This is a genomic window from Pseudarthrobacter lactosi (assembly GCF_055412785.1).
In genome coordinates, this window is the sequence record NZ_JBVAYS010000007.1 from 62,419 (window position 1) to 84,139 (window position 21,721).

Genomic DNA, 21,721 nt, shown 5'->3' on the forward strand with positions numbered 1-21,721 from the left:
TGGTCGCATGGCAGTAGTTGGGGTCAGAGAATTGCAAGGCCGGGCTCGCGCAGAAGTGCTGCAGTGTCAGCCAAAAGCTGCGAACCTTGCTGTCCGTCCATTACTCGGTGGTCAAAGGACAACGCGAGCTGCATGACGGATCGCACCTCGATCCGTTCACCCTCTTCGTCAGACACGACCCAGGGCATTCGGCGGACGGCACCGACGGCGAGAATCGCGGCTTCCCCCGGGTTGAGGATCGGTGTTCCGGAGTCAATGCCGAAGACACCGATGTTAGTGACCGTGATGGTGCCATTTGCCATCGCTGAAACCTCCGTCTTTCCCTCCCGTGCGGTCGCCGCAAGGCTGCTGATCGCCGTTGCAAGCTCAACGAGCGGCATGCTCTGTGCACTCTTGATGTTGGGCACCACAAGGCCTCGTGGTGTTGCCGCCGCTATTCCAAGGTTGACCTCGCGCAACTGCACTATTTCCTGTGCTTCTTCCTCCCACCGGGAATTTGCCTGCGGGGTCCGTTCCACGGCTTTGAGGAAGGCTCGGCATACGAAGGCTAGGGGGCTGAGCTTGATGTCCTTGAATTCTCGACGTCTGCCCACTTCCGCGCGCAGGCCCATCATGCGGGAGACATCCACCGTGACGAACTCCGTCACGTGGGGTGCCGTGAATGCGGATGCCACCATGGCCGCCGCGGTGTGCTTGCGGATGCCTTTTACCGGGATGCGGATGTCGCCTTTCGGTTCCGGGTAGGGGTTTGCCTGCGGCTTGGGTTGGCCGGACGCCTCAGTAGCCACGGCGGATGCCCTGAGGACATCTTGGCGCGTCACTACGCAGTTGGGTCCAGTAGGCGTAACACTGGGAAGGTTCACACCGAGGTCCTTGGCGAGTTTGCGCACCGGTGGTGTTGCCTTTGGGGACCCGGACAGCGTCGATGGCGTGACGTCGGGGACCGGCGCATTGGCAGGGACTGATCTACGTCGTCGGCGCTGGGTGCCGGATTCACGGGCTCCATAGCCAACCAGAAGTTTCGGCTCGTCGTCACGCGCGGACCCCGTACTGGCCGGGGCAGGCGCATAGGCAACGGAATCGGAGCTAAGCGTTGCTCCGGTCTCGACGCTGATGATCGGGCGGCCCACCTCTACCGTTTCCCCTTGTTCTGCATGGAGGGCCGCTACCGCACCGGCGAAAGGGCTCGGTAGTTCCACGATGGATTTCGCGGTCTCGATTTCCACGATGGCTTGGTTGACTTCGACAACGTCGCCGGGTGAAACCAGCCAATTGACGATTTCTGCCTCAGTAAGGCCTTCCCCTACATCCGGGAGGGCGAACTCTTTGATGGTCATGGTGTTTCCCTCCTAGTAGGTGAAGCTGCGGTCGACGGCGTCGAGGATGCGGTCCAGCCCGGGAAGCCACTCTTCCTCGAGGCGGCTGGGTGGGTACGGCGTGTCGTATCCGGTCACGCGGAACACGGGAGCCTGAAGGTAGTGGAACGCCATGTCCTGCACCCGGGAGGCGATTTCGGCCCCGAGGCCGGCCGTCCTGGACGCTTCGTGGGCGACAACAAGTCGTCCGGTGCGTTGCACCGACGCGAGGATGGTGGCGTCGTCAATCGGCGACAGTGATCGCAGGTCGATAACTTCAATGCTTCGACCCTCTTCTTGGCACACATCGGCGACCTTGAGTGCCACAGGGACGAGGGCTCCGTAGGTAACGAGGGTCAGGTCCCTCCCCGCCCTGGCGATGACTGCGTTCTCCAGTAGATCCGGCGCACGGTTCTGGTCGACTTCTCCCTTGAGCCAATATGAGCGCTTTGGTTCAAGGAAGACGACTGGGTCATCGCTATGGATGGCGAGCCGGATCATGTCGTAGGCCTGCTGTGCAGACGATGGACTAACGACCCTAAGGCCGGCGGTATGTGCGAAGTATGCCTCCGGCGACTCGGAATGGTGCTCGATAGCGCCGATTCCTCCGCCAACGGGTATACGGATGACAACAGGGACGGTGATCAGGCCTTCTGACCTGTGCCGGTACTTTGCCAGCTGGGTAATGATCTGATTCATTGCAGGAAAGACAAAACCATCAAACTGGATCTCGCACACCGGCCGGTATCCAGCCATGGCGAGACCGATTGCGCTGCCGACGATAGCCGCCTCTCCCAGCGGGGAATCAACTACACGTAGGTCGCCAAAACTCTTCTGCAGCCCATCAGTCACACGGAATACCCCGCCGAGCTGTCCGATGTCCTCGCCTATGAGGACAACCTTGTCATTGGCTTCCATCGCGTGGCGCAGACCAAGATTCAGCGCGTGTGCAATGGGCATTCGGGTTACGGTTTCGTTCATTCGCCGGCCTCCACAAATTCGATGTGCTCGGTCATTTGCTTCTCCAGTTCGGCGGGAAGGTCAACAAAGGTGTTACGGAACGAGGAGTCAGGTCTCGGATCAGGTAGCGAGCGGCATCCTGTGCGCAAACGCTCTGCCAGCACCCGCTCCTCTTTGTCGAGTTCATCCACGAAAGCCTCGTCGATCCTGCCCGATACCTCCAGATAGCGCCGAACGCGGTCGATGGGATCGAGTGCTTCCCACTCGTCGTTCTCCGCGCCGGTGCGGTAGCGTCCGTCGTCGTCGGAGGTCGTGTGCGGGTTACGGCGGTAAGTAAGTGCCTCAATGAGTGTCGGGCCACTGCCGCTCCGAGCTACGGCGAGGGCCTCGCGGGTGGCGGCCAGACAGGCGAGGACGTCGTTCCCATCCACACGGATCCCTCTGAAACCGAACCCCTCGGCGCGCTGTGCGACGGACACGCGGCTCTGTACAGAGTAGGGAGCCGAGATCGCCCATTGGTTGTTCTGGCAATAGAAAACGACCGGCAGGTTTTGCGCTGCTGCCCAAACGAACGCTTCGTTGGTCTCTCCCTCGCTGAGCGCCCCGTCTCCGAGGAAGACCAGTACAGCACGGTCTCGGGCCGGATCGCCGGTTCCCACGTCGCCGTCCCGGACGATGCCCATGGCATATCCAACGGCATGGAGTGTCTGCGCGCCGATGACGAGTGTGTAGAGGTTGAAGTTGTTGGCGCTCGGATCCCACCCACCCAAAGTGGTACCTCGAAAAAGCCCTAAAAGGTTGACGGGGTCCACACCGCGGCACCAGGCGACGCCGTGTTCGCGGTAGGTGGGGAATGCAACGTCCCTCGGGCCCATGGCACGGGCTGCACCCACCTGGGCTGCTTCCTGTCCGAGCAAAGATGGCCACAGACCGAGTTCTCCCTGACGCTGGAGTGCAATGGCCTCTGTATCGACGCGCCGGCTCAGGACCATATCTCGGTAAAGGCCGGGAACGTCAACACTGACAGGATCAATCGGCAAGGTTTCGTTGGCACGGAACTTTCCGTCCTGCCCCAACATGGAAATCGGCTCAGTTGTCATGAACGACGTCCTGCCTGGATGCCGTCCGTTCTCCCATAGAAGTCGTCGATCGACGTCGTCCGCATGCTGCCTCCCAGAAGTTTCATTTCGTGATGGATTGGTGACTGATTTGATTTCCTAACAGTGAGGGAGCTTTTTGATATGATCAACTTATTGGTGAACAACTAGACATTCTGCTCACATCGCTAGGAATCTTGGAAGATGCAGGTACACGAAATGATCACCATCGACCGGCTGGACTCGGAGCTTCTCAAGAGACTCAACAGCAATGCCCGCGCCGGAGTGGCTGAGCTTGCGGCGCAACTCGGCATCTCACGGAATACTGTTCAGGCGAGACTGCACCGGCTCGAAAAGGCTGGAGTCCTTAAGGGATTTCGACCCGTAATAGACCTGGAAGCGGCAGGCATTGCTGTGCAGGCACTCGTTGGCCTGGAGCTCGACCAGCGTCTGCTCGACCAGGTGGTCGAAACTCTCAGGCAGGTTCCCGAGGTTCTGGAGGTCATTACCCAGGCCGGACGCGAGGACCTTATGGTCAGAGTTGCGGCGGTCACTCTCTCGGCACTACAGGAGGCTGTCGGACGCATGATCAACATCCCGGGCGTGCGGCACACCAACACCAACCTGACGGTCTCAACCCCAGTGCCCTTCAGAGTCCAGCCGCTCCTCGCCCATCTAACCCAAGACTCCGGCTGGGGCAGGTCGACTCCGCTCCCGGAATAGGCCACTCGTGATGGCGCGCGCTTGGGGGAGGGCTTGTTGGACCCGCCCCATCTCTTTGAAGGCGGGCTGACTTGACTAGAGGTTCGTTTCGGCTTCATCTGGCGGGTTATGCCCAGGTTCCCCGTGGAGCCGGCGGTGGTGTAGCCGTCGATGCACTCGGCTACGGCGGCCTTCTGCGGAACTTCACTGCGGAACGGATGTCCCGACGCTTGACCGCTGGGGTGCTGTCGCCGGCGGCGAGCAGGCCCGCAGAGAACACGATCTGGCCGAAATGATCACGACGAGGACGGCACCAGTCATTTCCGTCGTCGAGGAATTGAGCGCATCGAATCCAGCTGGCGCCTGACCGCCACCTTGCTCAGCATAAAGCCCCGCTAGTTGGCTCATAGCTGACGCTGATCAGTGCGAGCACTTCTGACGCGGCGTATGCATGTGGTGTCGAACGGCACAACTGCTGACGTGCTCGGAACCGGACACGCCAAGAGCGAACTCAACGGCCAAGGGCATCGACTCGGGCGAGGCGGCGTACAACATTGAGCTCCGCTTCCGCGCGCTAACAGCTGCACAGATCCTCCTCAAACCAGTATCAAGGCGCCACATCAGCCAATTTACTGAACTTTCAGAAGTTTTTGAACTTTCCCTATCTTTAACATGTTGTCTGGATTACGCTTGATCCCACGGGGAGCGGCAGCGCCGCCAGCTCCCGCCTAGAACGGCCACAGCTGAACTCACTGATGGCCGTGAGGAGGAATTTGTGAAGCTACCAAAATTGGTACTCATTTCCGGCCTGGCCCTCGTGGCCATGACGGCATGTTCTACCCCGGGCCCCGCGCCCGCTTCCGGCAGTAAAGCGACAATCGTCGTCGCCACGATCGAGCCCGATCATCTGACTCCCGGCCGCCAAACTGTTGCCTACAAGCAGGTCACCAGCCTTTTCGCACCGCTGGTCACGGTCTCGGAAAACAATGACATCGCCTATGCTCAAGCGGAATCGGTGACATCACCGGATGCGAAAACGTGGACCATCAAGCTCAAAGAAGGACTCACCTTCCAGAACGGCGAGGCCGTAACTTCGCAGAGCTACGTGGATGCTTGGAACTACACAGCCTACGGTCCGAACGCCTGGTCCGGCAGCGGCCAGTTGTCGGGCATCATCGGCTATGAGGATCTAAACCCCAAGTCCGGCGCGCCCACAACGGACAAAATGAGCGGCTTGGTCATTGTGGATGAAAGAACATTCACAGTCGCCTTGGCCCGCCCGGACAGCCAGTTCCCGCTGCAACTGAGCACGAACCAGACCGCGTTTTACCCCATGCCTTCGGCAGCTTACAAAGACATGGAAGCGTACGACCGCCAGCCGATCGGTAATGGGCCGTTCGCCATGGAAAAGCCTTGGGTGGCAAATGAGGAATTCACCGTCAAGGCTTTTGACGGTTACAAAGGCGAGAAGCCATCCGTCGGCGCAGTAACATTTCGCAGCTACACGGATGTGGGTACTGCCTACACTGACGTCCAGGCGGGCAATGCCGACATAGCCGACGTGCCGTCATCGAAAATGACTAACGCAAAGTCGGACTTCGGTGACCGCCTGCACGTCTTCGCTGCCCCTGGTGTGGACTTCCTCGGGTTCCCGATCGGCGATCCCCGCTACGAAAACATCAAACTGCGCCAAGCCATCTCCATGGCAATCGACAGGAACGCAATAAACACGGCCATTTATGGTGGACTGTTTGAACCGGCGACATCCCTGACAGCGCCGGCTATGGCGGGGAACCCTGCTGATGCCTGTGGAAAGTACTGTGAGTTCAATCCTCAAGAGGCCAAATCCTCTTTGGCAGCTGCTGGCGGCTTCAGCGGTCAGATGCAGCTCATCTACCCGGGCGGCGTGGGCATGGATGCCCTTTACCAGGCCTACGCCAACCAGATCCGGCAGAATCTTGGAATTGAAGATGTTGTCGCCAAACCCACCACGGACTGGCCGGCCTTCTACAGCAGCATGATGAATAAGACCCTTGAAGGCCCGCATTTCGGTCACTGGGGTGCACTCTATCCAAGTCAGCAAGATACCTTGCGTACCCTGTTTACTGAGACCGGAGCCTGCTACCTCTGTACTGGATACAGCAGTCCCGAAGTGGACGCCCTGCTGGCCAAAGCCGGCGCAGCGCCAAGCCTGGAAGAAGCCTACGCACGCTATGCCGACGTCCAAAAGATAGTCCTGGCTGACTTCCCGACCGTGCCCACGTTCTCGAATACGTACGTATTCGCCACGAGTGAAAAGATTGCGAAGCTTCCGGCCGTGTCCGGCGCCGTTGATTTCACCCGCGTGGAAGTAAAGGAATAAACAGATGCCCCTGGCCACTACTGAGCATCCCGTGGGCTCGTTGGAAGACATCATCCAACGCGTAGATGCAATCGAAGAGTTTCATACCTTTCCCCGGATAGACGAGCTTCACGCGCGATTCGAGAAACTGCGCGAGCGGTTCCCCGGCCTGGTGACGGTCATTCGGATCGGCAGCAGCCGATTGGGTGAACCGCTTTGGATGTACACGATCGGCCAGGGGCGCCTCTCCCATTTGGTAGTCGGAGGTGTACACCCCAACGAACCAATAGGGTCTTGGACGGCCATCCACCTTGCCGAAGAATTGTGCAACGATTCCAGGCTGCTGGCAGGCCTGGACGCGACCTGGCACATCGTTCCGTGCATCGACCCGGACGGCGCACGGCTCAACGAAGGCTGGTACGGCAACCCCGGCGACCGGAACTTCTACTCCAGGCACTTCTACCGGCCCACGGCAGACAAACAAGTCGAGTGGACTTTCCCCACCGCCTACAAGGACGCCTACTTCGATCAAGTGCTTCCAGAGTCACTTGCCTTGATGCGGGTGATCGACACCGTAGAACCCGATCTGTACGTGAGCCTTCACAACGGTGAAATGGGCGGGGTCTACTACTACCTGTCCCGTCCTGAACCGGCCCTGCAGCAGATCCTGCACCGGATACCGGAACATTTGGGCCTGCCATTGGCCACCGGCGAACCTGAAGCACCTTACCTGGACAGCTTCGCGCCAGCGATCTTCGGCATGGCTGACGTGGCCAGTGTCTATGACTACTACACCCACCTGGGCTTGGAAGCGCACAAACTTGTGGGCGGATCCAGCTCCGTCGAATATGCCAACAAATACGGCACCCTGTCCCTGATAGCGGAGCTCCCATACTGGTCGCACCCGGAGGCGAATGATCAGTCCATTATCGACGAAAGCTACGCAGACCTGGTGGGCCGCGCGGCTGCGGGAATGCGGGAGACCTACCTGCGCCTGCACTCCTTCCTGGAACGCGCCGAGCCCTACCTCGGTCTCGAAACTCCCTTCCTGGAAGGATCCCGAGGCATCATCCCCAGCCTCGGTCACGCTGCGGACGTAGACGAAGCCCGCTCTCGGCAAGTCGGGAATGAACGCCCTGCCACCATGGCCGAGAGGTTCGATTGCGAAGACCGCGTCTATTCCTCCAGGTCCCGCTTCGGCGGAATGCTCTTGCGGGCATTTGAAGCCGAAGTCCGTGCAGGCACCGCCCCATTTGAACTACGCAGGCTCCATGCGGAGCTTGAAGACCTCTACGCATCCTGGCAGGCGGCGCCGCACCGGGCGGGCAACGCGACGGTAATCCCTATTTCTTCGCTGGTGGGCGTCCAGTACGGCGCCATCCTCGCTGGCGCAGCGCAACTCCTCGGGGCGCCGTGATGAGACGCGCACTATCCGTCGGGAGCCGCTTTGGCGGCGTCTTGGTGGTCTTCCTGGGGGTGACCATGCTGATCTATGCGTCGGTCTTTGCCTTGCCTGGAGATCCCATCCGGGCCCTCGGCGGCGATCGCCCACTGCCCGATTCCGTCGTGGCAACGCTGAGGGCCCGCTACCAACTTGACCTCCCGCTGTGGCAGCAGTACCTCAGCTATCTGGGCGGATTGATGCGGGGGGATTTCGGCGTCAATTTCAACGGCCAGTCCGTCGGCGCCCAAATGGCTGCCCGCTGGCCCGTCACCGTCGCTTTGGCGCTGACGGCCTGGTCACTAGAAATCATTCTCGGGATAACCCTGGGCATCGTCGCGGCCCTTCGGGCAGGAACAGTCATCGACAAGGGGATCATGGCGCTGACAGTTCTCGCCAGTGCCATTCCGGTCTTCGTGATCGGGGTGACTGCGCAGTTGGTGGTGGGGATTCGACTGAACTGGTTGCCAGTAGCAGGAACGGGAGCGGGGTGGCCAACGGCCTATATCTTGCCGGCACTCGTCATTTCCATTTTCGGGCTGGCATCAGTATCGAGGCTCATAAGGTCCTCAATTCTGGAAAATCTCCACGCGGACTACGTCCGAACCGCGAGGGCAAATGGACTTGGAGAGGTCCGTATCCTCGGGGTCCACGTCATGCGAAATTCGCTGATCCCGACCGTGACGTTCCTGGCCACTGATCTGGGCTTTCTTCTTGGCGGCACAGTGATCATTGAAGGCATTTTCAATCTTCCCGGCGTCGGCAATCTGCTCTTCAGCGCCGTGCGTCTGCATGAAGGCCCCACAGTTGTGGGTGTCGCAACCGCGCTGATCCTCATCTTCCTGGTCACCAGCCTGACCGTGGATGCCTTGCACGCCCTACTGGATCCGAGGATCCGACGGAGAGGGATCTCATGAGCACTTCAGAACACACGCGGCGCAGTCCTTGGACGAGGATCGCCCGGAGCCCCGGTTTCCTGGTCCAGGCGACTCTGTTGGCCATCATGGTGCTGATCGCAGTTGTCCCTGCGTTCTTTGCGGGCTTCTTTGGAAATGGTGACCCTCGGATCTGCGATCTAGCCTTTAGCGGCGATGCACCCTCTGCCGGACATCCATTCGGCTTCGACCTGCAAGGTTGCGACGTCTACGCAAACGTCATCTTTGGCGCTCAGTCCTCCCTCACCGTGGGAGTGCTCACCACGATCATTGCCGGTGTAGTGGCGGTCATTGTAGGAACCGTTGCGGGGTACTACGGCGGTTGGGTGGACTGGGCCCTCTCCCGGCTGACGGATGTTTTCCTTGGATTTCCGTTTCTTCTGGGGGCAATCATTTTCCTAACGAGCTTGGGAGAACGATCCGTCTTCACGGTGTCCGTGGTTCTGGCCCTCTTCGGCTGGCCCCTCATGGCCAGGCTCACCCGCGGATCAGTCAAAGGCGTCCGCCAAGCGGATTATGTCCGGGCAGCAAGGACCATGGGAATCGGGACGGGGCGCATCATTGCGCGCTACGTGCTGCCCAACGCGTTGGCTCCAGTTCTGGTGATTGCCACCATCACAGTGGGATCGGTCATTGTCGCGGAAAGTTCCCTGACCTATCTCGGCATCGGCTTGGAAGCGCCGGCCATCTCCTGGGGCCTGCAGCTGGCCACCGCCTCCGGGCAGTTCCAGGCCAGCCCGCACCTGCTGATATTCCCTGGTTTATTCCTTGCACTGACAGTCCTCTCCATTATCTCCCTGGGTGACTCGCTCAGGTCCGCATCAGACCCCCGGCGCCAGCAATGAGCGGCCCGGAGGTTCGCCTGGGTATACGGAATCAAGTACTCTGGCGCCCACATAGGGACTCCATCGACCATATGGAAAACCGTCGGGAAAGAGGAGAAAACAATGACAAACGCTCTAGGAGCAACTACTACGCACACAGAACCGGTCAGGGAAATCGATGAAGACGAGCAGCGTCGGCGGGACTTCGCAGAGGACTTCGGCTTGGTCTGGGATCAAAGCGGGAACCCCCGCATGGACGGCCGCATTCTTGGATACCTCATCATCATGCGGCAACCCTACATTTCCTCGGCGGAGCTGAGCGAGGTGCTCAGGGCCAGCGCGGGATCCGTTTCCATGTCCACCCGGCGGCTTGTGGAACTCGGTTTCATCAGGAGACACGTTTCACCGGGCGACCGGAGCCACTACTTCAAGGCCGGCGACGACCCCTGGGGAAGCTTCCTGGCCGGAGATCGCAGGGTTCTCCACGTTCAGCAGGATCTGATTCAAAAGGCGCTGAATACGTTCGCTGATGACGACGAAGCGACTCGTCGACGCCTGACCAACAGCCGAGACTACATGGTCTGGCTGGCCCAGTACCACCAAAAAGCGCTGGCCGAATGGGAAGCATACAAGACAGCGCGGGACAGAGAGGGTGCTTCGGATGGATAAAGACTGCAGAACGCTGGTGGCAGTTCGGGACCTGACGGTTGACTTTGATGTGGAAGGTGAGACCCAGAGGGCAGTCGAGGGTGTGTCCTTCGAGGTCGGGCATGGCGAGATCCTCGCGATCGTTGGCGAGTCGGGTTCCGGGAAAAGTGTTACGGCCATGGCGCTCCTTGGACTGCTGCCAGCCAACGCCGCCGTGGCAGGTTCCGCGCGTTTAGGCGGGACGGAGCTTGTCGGCATGGCTTCCCCGAGCCTTCGGAAGGTCCGTGGCACACGGTTGTCAATGATTTTCCAGGACCCCCAGGCTGCCCTGAATCCCGTGTTCACGGTGGGATTTCAGTTGGCTGAGGTGGTCCGCGCGCACAACAATTCCTTGAGCCGGGACGAGGTCCGGGGACGCGTCATTGAGCTTCTGAGCATGGTGGAAATCCCGGACCCGCAAGCCAGGCTCGCCTACTACCCCCACCAGCTCTCCGGCGGTCAATGCCAGCGGGTCGTCATCGCGATGGCCCTGGCCGGTGACCCTGAGCTGCTCATCGCCGACGAACCCACGACGGCGTTGGACGTCACGGTCCAAGCAGGAGTATTGCAGCTGTTGCGAAACCTTCGCGACAAGGTTGGCACGAGCATCCTCATCATCACCCACGACATGGGCGTCGTGGCGGATATTGCGGATCGTGTGATTGTGATGCGGGCGGGACGCCTAATAGAAGCAAACGGAGTGCTGCAGCTCTTTGCCCAGCCGCAACACGACTATACGAAGGAACTGCTGGCCGCGGTCCCTAAGTTTCACACGTCGGTGTCCGCCGCAGGTGCCGACCCCGACGAACGGCCGGCCGGACCCGCTGCGGCCGCCCCTGACACCGTGCTTGAAATCTCGAGTCTCAGCGTCGAATACAAAGGCCGGCTCCGTGGAGTGTTCCGCGCCGTCGATGACGTCAGCCTTTCGGTCCGCAAGGGCGAAATTGTTGCGCTCGTGGGGGAGTCCGGCAGCGGCAAGACAACTGTGGGGCTCTCATCCATCGGGCTGGCGCCCATCTCCCGTGGAACTATCCGTGTATCCGGCGTTGATCTGGCGCACTCCAGCCGGGCGGAACGCAAAGCCATGAGGCAGCGTGTCGGAGTCGTTTTCCAGAACCCGGCCACTTCCCTGAACCCTCGTTTCAAGATTCATGCGTCCGTGGCGGAGCCGCTGCGTGTGCACAAGGGTCTCCGTGGTTCCGAGCTTCGTGACCGTGTCGATGAACTACTTGAAAGCGTTGGGCTTGGTGGCGCATGGAGCGACCGCTATCCGCACGAACTGTCCGGCGGGCAACGCCAGCGCGTAGCCATCGCAAGGGCGGTGTCCCTGGACCCGGACCTTCTGATCGCCGACGAGCCCACCAGTGCTTTGGATGTCTCCGTTCAGGCCCGCGTGCTCGATGTGTTCAGGGAGCTTCAGTCCCGGCTCGGGTTCGCGTGCCTCTTCATCAGCCACGACCTTGCGGTCGTGGATACCCTCTGCGACACGGTCGGTGTCATGAACCACGGAAATCTGGTCGAATACGGTTCACGGGAGGACGTTCTGGGACGACCGAAGTCTGAATACACCAAGGCGTTGCTGGCCGCGGCCCCTATCGCCGACCCTGTGCTTCAGCGCGCCCGGCGCGAGAAGCTTCTGGCAGTCTAGGCGAACAAACCGACAGCCTAGTGACGCTGCTGGCGGGTGAGGCGCCTGCGAGTGGGGCGTGGCCCCGTGCTGGTTGTAGTGCTCGATGAAGTCCTTGTAGCAGGCTTGGCGTTCAGTTTCTGAGGTTCGGGGGCCGGGCGTAGGCCCATTCCTCTTATAGGGTGCGGCTGAAGCATTCGACTTTGCCACCGTGCTTCTCGGACTTTTCCGCGGCACAACCCTGGGCGGATGGGACCCTGCGGGCAACAACTTCAATCTCTACACACTCGTCATCGGCGCGCAGCCCCATCGGCCGAATATTCAACCGCTAGACGGTTGACAACGATGGCGGGGAAAACGACGCCCAGAATGTATGGATTTATGACGATTCAGCAAGACCCGATCGTCCCATCGTAACCGTCCATTCACGATCCGAAGGAGCACTGTGAAACGAACATTCCAAGCAAAGGACCTGGCTCGGCTGACCCTGCCGGTGTCACCGGCCGTCAGCCCCGACGGCTCCACCGTCGCCTACGCACGCGGAGGCATCGATGACGTCCTGAACACCGCAACATCAAGCATTTGGCTGGTTCCCTCAGAGGGCGGACGTGCCCTCCCACTGACCGCCTCCGGGTACGATTCATCGCCGGTGTGGAATCCCAACGGCACGACGATCGCCTTCCTGCGCTCCGCCTCCGGCGGACCGTCCCAACTTTGGAGCGTGCCGATCAACGGCGGCGAACCCCGGCAGCTGACTTTGGCCTCTGAGTTTCCGCACGGTGTGGGGGTCCCTGCCTGGGCCGCTGACGGCGTCACGCTTTACTTCAGCGCGCCCGTCAGTATCGGTCGTCCGAGAGATACCGCCAACGCTCCGATTGTCGCGGACCGTCTGGACTACAAGGCCGACGGCGTCGGCTACCTGGGAGCGAGTCGTCGCCACATTTTTGAGTTCAAGTGCAGCACCGGCATGTCCCGGCAGCTCACTGATGGAGACTGGGAGGCAGGGGAACCCGCACTTTCGGCAGACGGGACGAAATTGGCCTTCACAGCCTCCATGGACGCAGACCGGGACATCACCCTGGTCAGCCATGCTTGGTATTTGGAACTGGCCGACAGCACATTGGCGCTGCATAGGATCGGACAGGCCTCCGCCATTAGCGGGGCCTTGAAGTGGAGCCCTGACGGAGCTTCCGTTATTGCCACCGGCCTGGCAGAACCGGACATTCGAAATGCCGGTCTTTGGCAGCTATACGTCGATGAGACCGTGCATCACCAGGACGTGCTGCTCACCGCCGGCCTGGACCGCAATGTAATGCCGGGAGGCATCGGCTACCCCGGAGGGAGGCCCGAGCTGACCGTAGAGGGGGACATCCTTTTCTGCGTCCGCGAGGGGGGCAATACGCATCTATATCGCACGTCGGCGGACAGCGGCTGCATCCCGGTTGTGGACGGTGACCACCTCGTAGTCTCCGGCCTGTCATCGGCTGGCGGGACCATCGCGGTCGTCCTGGCCACCCAGGAACACTTCGGCGAGATCGCCATAGTTGGTGCAGGCGGGGGGCTCCACTTCCTGACATCTCACACGACCGATTCCCTGCCCGATGTGACCCTGTACAAACCCGAACCACGGAGCTTCAGCCTATCCGACGGCGGTACTGTGGCCGGCTGGCTGATTCGCGACGAAGCGGCACAATCCGGCCCGGCCCCACTGCTGCTCGACGTGCACGGCGGCCCGCATAACGCGTGGACAGGCGTAGCGGATCATGTCCATCCCTATCATCAGATGCTGGCGGCCAAGGGCTGGAGCGTGCTTGTCCTGAACCCGCGCGGAAGCGATGGCTACGGCGAGGATTTCATGCGCGGTGTCTTGGATCAGTGGGGGGTCGCTGACCTTATCGACTTCATGGAACCGATCGACGAATTGGTGGCCGAGGGATTGGCTGATCCGGACCGGTTGGCCATCACCGGCTACAGCTACGGCGGGTTCGCCACATGCGCGCTAACGAGTGTCGACAACCGTTTCGCGGCAGCCGTAGCCGGCGGTCTGGTGTGCGACCTTCGCCATCTCCCGGGCGCCTCCGATGAGGGCGTCTTCCTGGCCAATTCCGAGTTGGGCGGCACGGCGGAATCAGCGGCGACTCTCTCGCCGATCACCCGGGCGGGCAACGTCAAAACACCAACGCTGATCCTGCACGGGGCGGATGACCTGCGATGCCCTGTCAACCAGGCCGAACAGTGGTTCGCGGCCCTTCGTCTAAACGGGGTGGACACCAGGATGGTGCTTTATCCCGGAGAGAGTCATGCGTTGATCTTTGACGGGAAATTGCACCACCGAATCGACTACAGCACCCGCCTGGTCGACTGGCTGGAACGGCACGTGCCGGCAACGCCCGTCGCTCAAGTAGCTGCCGCCCGTGTACTCGACGCCGCCTACTGGCAGCACCGGCTGGAAACCTTGGCCGCCAAGTACCGTGTACCGGGCGCCGTGTTCGGCATCTTGCGCACAGACGCCGCGGCGTCCGGAACCGGACGAGAAGAACGATGCGTGGCGGCGACCGGCGTCACCAATATCAACACCGGCGAGCCGGTCACCCGGGACACTCTTTTCCAGCTCGGGTCCATCGGTAAGACGTGGACCACCACTCTGGTCCTGCAACTCGTCGCCGAAGGGAAACTGGACCTCGACGCGCCCATCCGGGCGGTGCTGCCAGCATTCCGGCTGGCCGACGAGGACGCATCGGCCAAAGTGACCATGCGCCACCTCCTCACGCACACCAGCGGAATCGATGGGGACATCTTCACGGACACCGGGCGGGGCGACGACTGTTTGCTCAAATTCGTGGATTCCCTGCACACCGCCGCACAGTTGTTCGCGCCGGGCGAAACCTGGTCCTACTGCAACACCGGGTTCGTCATTGCCGGGCGAGTAGTTGAAGTGCTTCGAGACATGACGTGGGACGCCGCCTTGGCGGAGCATATTTATGCCCCCCTGGCACTTAAGCGGACCACTACCTTGCCTGAGCAAACAGCACTCCACCGCTTCGCCGTCGGGCATCTGGACGTGGATGGAAAGACCGCGCTCAGCCCGGTCTTCCTCGTCCCGCGCAGTACTGGACCGTCCGGTCAGGTCACGGCGTCGGCCGACGACACGATGACCTATGCGCGGTCTTTCCTACCAAGCGGAAATGCCCTGCTGCCCCAGGACGAGCTACATCAGATGCTCGCCGCCCAATTCCCGATGAGCCACGCCTGCACCTTGGCCGACGAGTGGGCCCTCGGCTGGTGCCGCCAAGACTGGGGCGGCGTGCCGACCATTAACCACAACGGGGCCACGTTCGGCCAATACTCCTACCTCCGTCTCTTTCCGGAACAGGGCGTTGTACTTTTCCTGTCTGTCAACGGCGGTGATTCCGAGAAAATCCAACGCGAGCTCTTCGCCGAGGCCGCCCACACGCTGGCTGGCGCAACCATGCCGCCAGCCTTTGCACCGGGTGAACAGGCCACGGATATGGGACCTGCCCCCGTGCGTGACTACACCGGGGTGTATGAGGCCGCAGGCCAGCGGCTCCAAATCAGGGCTGCCGAGAATTCGTCCGGGCAGCACATCGCCCAGTGGCAGATGGTGGTCAACGACACCAGCGGCTTGCCGGTTGCGAGCGAGCCGAAGGTTCTTGATCTGGTCTCCGCCGGGTCACTGTACCTGGGAGCCGCTCCCCAGGGTACTTCCGACTGGGTCCGCATCAGTTTTGAGACCCTCGGGGACGCCCCGTTGCTGCACTTCGGCACTCGAGCCTATCCCCGGACAGTAGCCAATGACTAGCGTCGGCTCAGCGGCACGCACTCACCTGCACGCCGCGCGGAACGAAGGCTGCCCCGCATGGTGGCAGACGTCCGTAGCACTGTCGTCGTGGAATCGCCATCGTTCTCAACCGTCGAAGAGGGCCGACGCCGAAGCAGCCTTGGGCGAATCACTGTCGGGTTTCGCCCCAGAAAAGGATAACGGCCGATGGAGCCCGCCCCTGCACTTGCGGTGCAGCGGCGGGCTACGCCCGACATCCCTAAAAGGCCCAGCCTATTCATCCCGCAATCAAGCCGGAGGATCTCGACGGCTTCAAGGATGTCACCAGCGCTGTGATGGAGGTCGGCTATCTTGGGGCGGTCCAGCTTCGGGCTGATCGCGGGGTCTCCGGGCCGTTCGAAGACAGCCCATAGTTGAAGGTCATCACCGTGCCCGAAGGCAAAGGTGACACCGTCGACTGCGGTTGTTTCGTAGGGCCACGCTGCGATGGCCTGGGTCAGTTGCCGGGGTCTGGCATCCTTCAACGCCGCAGAGTCAAAGTCTGCCATCCCGAGGCTCAAGGCCGTGCCGATGAAGTGCGAGGACAGGGCGGCCACGGCTTGGGAGGCGGTGATGTGCAGAGCTTTCACTGCTGACCGTCTCGTAACTACTTCAGACCCCGTCGTTTTAACGCCGATAATGGATATTATGTCAAGTAAAGATTATTTAGTTAGATAAAGAAATATCATCTGACTACAATTGCATCATGACGAAGAAGCTTACGCAAGACCAGAAGGCCCTCGCGTCCTACGTGTGGATGCTCAGCCGCCACCGCGAGGCCCTGGCCCGGCAGCTGGCCGACGTGGAGCAATTCGAGCGGGACGCCGTGGCGGCCGCCGGCCAGTTCGGCGTCAAACAGACGCTACTCGCGACGCTGACCGGCCGAAGCCCGGGCCGCATCTCCCAGATCATCAGCGCGACCCCCACCGATTTCGACGCCGCGCCACAGGAAATCAGGGAACAATGGCGCCAGGCACTCGACAATCCGGCCGGACATCTGGAGCGTTACGCCTCGATCGGCCCAACGCCGGAAGAGCTCGATGAGGACTAAACCCACGCAGGGATCCCTCCATTGGCGACTACACCAGGTAGTGGCCAGAGGTGCCGAAAGGCGCCAGGAATGCGGCCGGCCGTCGGGTCCCCGGTGTCCAGCGAAATTTCCAGCCGTGGGCCCGCTGGAAACACAGGTACCCCTGCGCTGTTGTGCCAGTCTTTCGTGAAGCTCCGATCAAATAGCGGTTGACGGGAGCTTCGGTTCATTATGCGTAGCTGAACCTTGGGGCTTGCTGGGAAGTGCGCCGATCAACACTTTGTCTCGGCGGCCCGGGCCGCCGGGCTGATCGGTCCTCCTCGCGTAACGTCGCGACGTCGACTGCTGCATAGATCCTGGCGGTCGCCAGCGAGGAATGACCCATCAAGTCGGCGATCTGTGGCAGCCCAGCGCCGTGCTCAAGCAGCCAGAATCGAGCTTCCCGACCAGAAATAACGGAACCTACATTCATGTCAGGAGAGCCCCTTTTGGCAAGAAATACCGGCGCTGCTTCCTTCTGTGTCTCCGGGTGCGTGCTTCGGGCAGGGCGGTCAGAAGAGGTGATCTACCGTGGCCGGCGCCTGTTGTTCCCTGTGTTTGATTTCGTTCATGAAGTCATCGAGACCCATCAGCCACTGCTGTTGGGCTTCGGTGAAGCCAGGGCTATGGAGTTGCTTCGGGATCACCAGCTGGAGTCGTTCGGCTCGCATCTCGGCTGTCTGGTCCTCTGAAATGGCGGGTTGAAGCGTCAGAAGGTGCTTGTCCGGGATGCGGTCAGCCTCGTTGAGTACCTGCCGCCACCGGTCTTTCAGGGTCGTCTTGGATCCGAGCATGGTCAGCAACGCGGGCGGGAACCGCGGATCGTCGTAGTCCCGTTTGGAGGGGAAGAGGAAGTCAGGTTCCTTTTTGCCCTCCGTTTTGGCCTTCTTCACGAACCGGACTCCGTGGGCGGTGAACACGGCTGCGATGTGTTCTTCCAGCGACAGCCCGGCACGGGACTTCCTGCGGTTATGAACGGAGAGGGACAGCTTCAGGAATGCGTCGACGTCCACGTTGCCGTCCGGGCCAAGGAAGCCGTTGGAAATGCTTTCGCTTATCCGGTGTTTTTCCAGCGTCCGGAAGAGCCGGTGTTCCATGCCGACCCAGCTCATGAGCGTGCCGTCAGGGTCTGTAACGGGGTCGGCGTCCTTGACCATTGATCGGGCAAAAGCGGCGAAGTGCGGAGTCGATGGCCACAGCTCGCTGTGGAATTTTCGCAGGATTGCCTCCAGCAGCCGGTCATCGCCCAGGTCCACCTCGATGCCCAGCAGCGCCAGAAGTTCCTCGCTGGCCATTTCCTCGCGTTCGGGCTGGCGTTCCATGCTGGTGGTGACGAACACCGTCTCGGTGGTGTTCTGGACATCGAAGATCCATTGAAGCTGCCGCAGGATCGTTGAGCCCTGTTTGGCGATCACAAGAATGAGGCTCCCGCCGTCTTCCTTGGCGAGGAACATCGTGTCACCGGCGTTGGCCCGGTAGATGATGTGCTCTGCTGCGGAGAGGTACAGCAGCCGGTACTCCGGACCGCGCGTCTCCTTCTTCTCGCGGCTGTCGTACCACGTCAGCGACGTTTCGAACAGCTCCGGCATTTCCTCCAGATCATCATCGAGGTATGCCATCTTCGTCGGTAAGTGCATCTTTCCGACGGGAGTGCCTAGCAGGTCCCGGAAAGCTTTGCTTCCGTTGAACTCGTGCTGGTTCGATGTCAGTTTGTTGACGTCAACGTCAGCCAGGACTTTGGTTGCGAAGCCCTGGAAATAGTCCCCAATCCGGATCATGGCTTAGGCGGCCGCGTCCGCCATGGCGGGCGTTTCCTGCAGCACCGCTTCGGCGCCTTCTGCTACTTCCTTTTCCGCCGCGATCGTTGCCTTGACCTGCAGCAGGTGCGGCTTCATGATGCGGGCCACCTCCTGGAATACCGGCATGACGACGCTGTTGCCGAACTGACGGTACGCCTGGGTATCGCTGACCGGGATGACAAAGCTGTCGTCAAAACCCATGAGGCGGGCACATTCGCGCGGCGTGAGCCTGCGCGGACGCTGCCCGGGCTGTTCGACCAGGATCTCTGATCCGTCCTTGTGGTACCGGGCCGACAGCGTGCGGGTCCGGCCCTCAGCGTTGACCAGCCCGAAACCAAAACCGTTACCGGCGGCTTTGTGCTTCTTGGCGTAGTTCTGCAGGTATGTCCACAGGTTCTCGGTGAGGGTGAACTTGTCGTTGACCTTCTTCTGTTCGTGGTCGAAGTACTTATCCCCGTCGTGGGCGAGGACCGGTTCCGTTCCGTCGGTGCGGTGGAGAATATCGCCGAGCTTGTGGCTGGTTTTCTCCGGCAGCACGAGGTCCCCCCACGTGAAGTCCGTCTTCCGGGCGAAGCCGACGATGATGATCCGCTCACGATGCTGGGGCGTGAAGTGCCCGCCGTCGATGACCTTCTCGTGGACGTCGTAGCCGAGCTCTTCCCGCAAAACCTGCATGATGATTTTGAAGGTGTTGCCCTTGTCATGGCTCTTGAGGTTCTTCACATTCTCCAGAACGAATGCCGCCGGCTGGGTGGTCTTGATGATCTCCTTGATTTCGAAGAACAGGGTGCCTTGGGTCGGGTCGTCGAAGCCGTGCGGGCGCCCGAGCGAGTTCTTCTTGCTCACTCCTGCGATGGAGAACGGCTGGCACGGGAAACCTCCAAGGAGGACGTCGTGGACCGGGACGTTGTTCTGCTGCCCGACAATGTCGCCGATGAACTGGTGTCCGCTGCCGAAGTTCACGGTGTAGGTCTTCTTCGAGAACGCGTTCCATTCCGAGGTGAATACGCAGTCGCCGCCATGCTTCTCGAAGCCCTGGCGGATCCCGCCGATTCCGGCGAACAGGTCGATGAAGGTAAACTCGGGATCTTCATGCTTCTGGATGGACCGTGGTGTTAACAGTGACTCCAGAGCGGCCCCGACGAAGGTCTTCGGAGTGTATTCCCCCGCCGACCAGCGGCTCACGGTCCGCGTGTCCACTCCGAGTGCTGAAGCCAGTTCGGCCTTGGTGAAGCGCTCCAGCGCCTGGGTCAAAAGGCCGGTAACCTGCTCCGGTGAATGTGTCGTCATCGTGACATCCTGTCATCTTTTTGACCCAGCTCCGGGCGGCGCGCCGTATACGGGAAGTGAACGTCCATCTTGGCGGGTAGCTACGACAGTGACGGTCCGTCGTGGGGATTGTGAGCTAATTCGAGGACGGGGCCGGCTTGTTGCGGGGCCGCCACCAACTCGGCACCAGCGGGTAGCTGCAAGAAATGTTTGTCCGGGGCAACGGTGAGCTTCCCCAGCTGCTCGTGTTCGTTTCTCACACGCAGGTGGACGTCGTCGCCGCTACGAAGGACTCGCTCCACTTTCGCGACCGCTCCGGCGTCGTTGACGATCAGTGAGCTTTTCTTCAACCCGAGAACGCTGACCCGTGTGGCCTCCGGACGTTCGGTCCTGACCTCTGCCCTAACCGCCGCCGGAGGTTGCTCTGGGTCCAGCGGCAGGGACGGAAGGACGGCACGCCCTGTTGCAAGGTCTTCAAAGTACCCGGTGCCTTTGCGCAGCTCACCGCCTGAGATATGGGCAAGCTCTGCGCTTGCAATCGGACTGCTTCTCCAGTTCTCGTAGTTCGCCCACACCTTCATCTCAGTCTTGATCCACGCCACGTTCACGTTTTCGCTGTGCATGACAGCGCCGACGGGGAGTTGGTCAAGTTCTTGCTCTGCCCACAGGTGTGCGCCCGAGGGATGCTCCCCCACCCCGGCCAGTGCTCCGGGCATTGCGCCCACGTGGGTGCTGGCCGGGCCGAGAAGGGTTTCGTTTTCCTCGGATGTGAGCTCCGGTGTGACCTCCAGCCATGTGAATCCGCTTCCGAGCTCATGGCACCGGCTGCCGTTGATTTCTTTTGTCCGGCAGTCGGCGCGGTAGCCCTCTTCCGGGTCAATCTCTTGCCAGACGTCTCGGGCGGCATCGTAGTCGTACTGCGCAGTTTCACCGGCGGAGATTTGGTGCGAGGCGAGCCGGATGCATTCCTCCTGTCCAAAGTAAGGCTTCGCCCAGCCATTCCAACGGTTTTCGTCAATGAACGCTGCTTTGTAATTATTTGCCGGATCTTGGCTGTCATCCCACGTCACCAATGTCTCCGGCGTCAGAGGAGGTTCCGCGGACACGGTGTCCCAGTCAGTACCCCCTGAACCGTTGCTCTCCGGCTTCGCGCGCTGTTCCCCACGCTCGAGGACGTCCCAGAGTGTGGGAACGGGTGGTGTGCCGGGGAGAACCCATGCCTTGGCGTTGGAGAGTTCAATGGCGGCATCGACGAGGAGTTGCTGTTCCCCATCATCTGTTGCCAGGGCGACAAGGACTTGGCGATCCGGTGCCGGGTACAAACCTTGGATCGTGCCCATGAGTGTTTGCCTGACCGGGTCAACCAGCCCATAGGGTGAACGCCTGACACCGGTGATGAGGACATTCCCGCCGGGCAGGTTCCACCTGTCACTGAGGTCAAGTAACTGCAACCGTGGTGCAGGCACCACGGGGATTTCAAGGCCTGGTTCGGGTGGCTCGATCATGATGATCTGCTGCTCGTTCGGGACAATCAACCAGTCCGTCGAGCTTCCATGATCGACGTGGATCATCGTTGAGCCGGTGAAGTATGCGTAGGAGCGCCCCAGGAGGCGGACCTCGCCGTAGATGCTTGTCCTGTACTTTTCGTCTGTGACGAGATCGTACGGACTTCCCTCGACGTCTATCACGGCGCCGAGCGGCACGTCCTCGATGTGGTTGAAGCTCACTTCTGCTGCCATGGTTATCGGCCTCTCTCGTTGACTGGCGCTGTTGTTAA

15 protein-coding genes are annotated in these 21,721 nt (G+C 60.9%); 9 read left to right on the forward strand and 6 right to left on the reverse strand.

Going from position 1 to position 21,721, the window contains the following annotated elements:
- Positions 1-23: 23 nt before the first annotated feature.
- The 3 genes from ACZY0Q_RS19995 to ACZY0Q_RS20005 are packed head-to-tail and all read right to left on the reverse strand — an operon-like array spanning position 24 to position 3,415.
- Positions 24-1,337 (reverse strand): dihydrolipoamide acetyltransferase family protein, encoded by a 1,314-nt coding sequence (locus ACZY0Q_RS19995; RefSeq protein WP_463919500.1) that lies wholly within the window; start codon positions 1,335-1,337, stop codon positions 24-26.
- A 12-nt stretch (positions 1,338-1,349) separates the two neighbouring features.
- On the reverse strand, positions 1,350-2,336 hold the full coding sequence (locus ACZY0Q_RS20000; protein ID WP_463919502.1) for an alpha-ketoacid dehydrogenase subunit beta: 987 nt from the start codon (positions 2,334-2,336) through the stop codon (positions 1,350-1,352).
- The gene (locus ACZY0Q_RS20005; protein ID WP_463919504.1) at positions 2,333-3,415 is read right to left on the reverse strand and encodes a thiamine pyrophosphate-dependent dehydrogenase E1 component subunit alpha; all 1,083 of its coding nucleotides are present in this window, start codon (positions 3,413-3,415) and stop codon (positions 2,333-2,335) included. The genes ACZY0Q_RS20000 and ACZY0Q_RS20005 overlap by 4 nt, the downstream gene beginning before the upstream one ends.
- A 216-nt stretch (positions 3,416-3,631) precedes the next feature.
- On the opposite strand from ACZY0Q_RS20005, the gene ACZY0Q_RS20010 reads away from it, so the two are divergent.
- The 9 genes from ACZY0Q_RS20010 (at position 3,632) to ACZY0Q_RS20050 (ending at position 16,858) form a co-directional block, all read left to right on the forward strand.
- Positions 3,632-4,135, forward strand: coding sequence for an Lrp/AsnC family transcriptional regulator (locus ACZY0Q_RS20010; protein ID WP_463919507.1), 504 nt, complete (start codon positions 3,632-3,634; stop codon positions 4,133-4,135).
- Between the two features lie 754 nt (positions 4,136-4,889).
- Positions 4,890-6,476: a peptide ABC transporter substrate-binding protein gene (locus tag ACZY0Q_RS20015; protein ID WP_463919509.1), complete on the forward strand. Its 1,587-nt coding sequence runs from the start codon at positions 4,890-4,892 to the stop codon at positions 6,474-6,476.
- 4 nt (positions 6,477-6,480) lie between these two features.
- Complete coding sequence (locus ACZY0Q_RS20020) at positions 6,481-7,872, forward strand: M14 family zinc carboxypeptidase (RefSeq protein ID WP_463919511.1); 1,392 nt, start codon at positions 6,481-6,483, stop codon at positions 7,870-7,872.
- Entirely contained in the window at positions 7,872-8,813 is a 942-nt protein-coding gene (locus ACZY0Q_RS20025; RefSeq protein WP_463919512.1) for an ABC transporter permease, read from the forward strand. Before ACZY0Q_RS20020 ends, ACZY0Q_RS20025 begins: the two co-directional genes overlap by 1 nt.
- Complete coding sequence (locus ACZY0Q_RS20030) at positions 8,810-9,676, forward strand: ABC transporter permease (RefSeq protein WP_463919514.1); 867 nt, start codon at positions 8,810-8,812, stop codon at positions 9,674-9,676. The genes ACZY0Q_RS20025 and ACZY0Q_RS20030 overlap by 4 nt, the downstream gene beginning before the upstream one ends.
- A 102-nt stretch (positions 9,677-9,778) precedes the next feature.
- Positions 9,779-10,324 (forward strand): GbsR/MarR family transcriptional regulator, encoded by a 546-nt coding sequence (locus ACZY0Q_RS20035; RefSeq protein WP_463919516.1) that lies wholly within the window; start codon positions 9,779-9,781, stop codon positions 10,322-10,324.
- Between the two features lie 16 nt (positions 10,325-10,340).
- Positions 10,341-11,990 carry an ABC transporter ATP-binding protein gene (locus ACZY0Q_RS20040; RefSeq protein WP_463919518.1) on the forward strand — a complete coding sequence of 550 codons (1,650 nt, stop codon included), beginning with the start codon at positions 10,341-10,343 and terminating at the stop codon, positions 11,988-11,990.
- Positions 11,991-12,414: 424 nt separating this feature from the next.
- Complete coding sequence (locus ACZY0Q_RS20045) at positions 12,415-15,789, forward strand: serine hydrolase (RefSeq protein ID WP_463919521.1); 3,375 nt, start codon at positions 12,415-12,417, stop codon at positions 15,787-15,789.
- Between the two features lie 724 nt (positions 15,790-16,513).
- Complete coding sequence (locus ACZY0Q_RS20050) at positions 16,514-16,858, forward strand: hypothetical protein (RefSeq protein WP_463919522.1); 345 nt, start codon at positions 16,514-16,516, stop codon at positions 16,856-16,858.
- Between the two features lie 530 nt (positions 16,859-17,388).
- Here the strand turns inward: ACZY0Q_RS20050 and ACZY0Q_RS20055 are convergent.
- From ACZY0Q_RS20055 to ACZY0Q_RS20065, 3 genes are all read right to left on the reverse strand, one after another.
- Positions 17,389-18,654: a type II restriction endonuclease gene (locus ACZY0Q_RS20055; protein ID WP_463919525.1), complete on the reverse strand. Its 1,266-nt coding sequence runs from the start codon at positions 18,652-18,654 to the stop codon at positions 17,389-17,391.
- Positions 18,655-18,657: 3 nt separating this feature from the next.
- Positions 18,658-19,965: a DNA (cytosine-5-)-methyltransferase gene (gene dcm / locus ACZY0Q_RS20060; RefSeq protein ID WP_463919528.1), complete on the reverse strand. Its 1,308-nt coding sequence runs from the start codon at positions 19,963-19,965 to the stop codon at positions 18,658-18,660.
- Positions 19,966-20,045: 80 nt separating this feature from the next.
- Complete coding sequence (locus ACZY0Q_RS20065) at positions 20,046-21,683, reverse strand: hypothetical protein (protein WP_463919530.1); 1,638 nt, start codon at positions 21,681-21,683, stop codon at positions 20,046-20,048.
- Between the last annotated feature and the right edge of the window lie 38 nt (positions 21,684-21,721).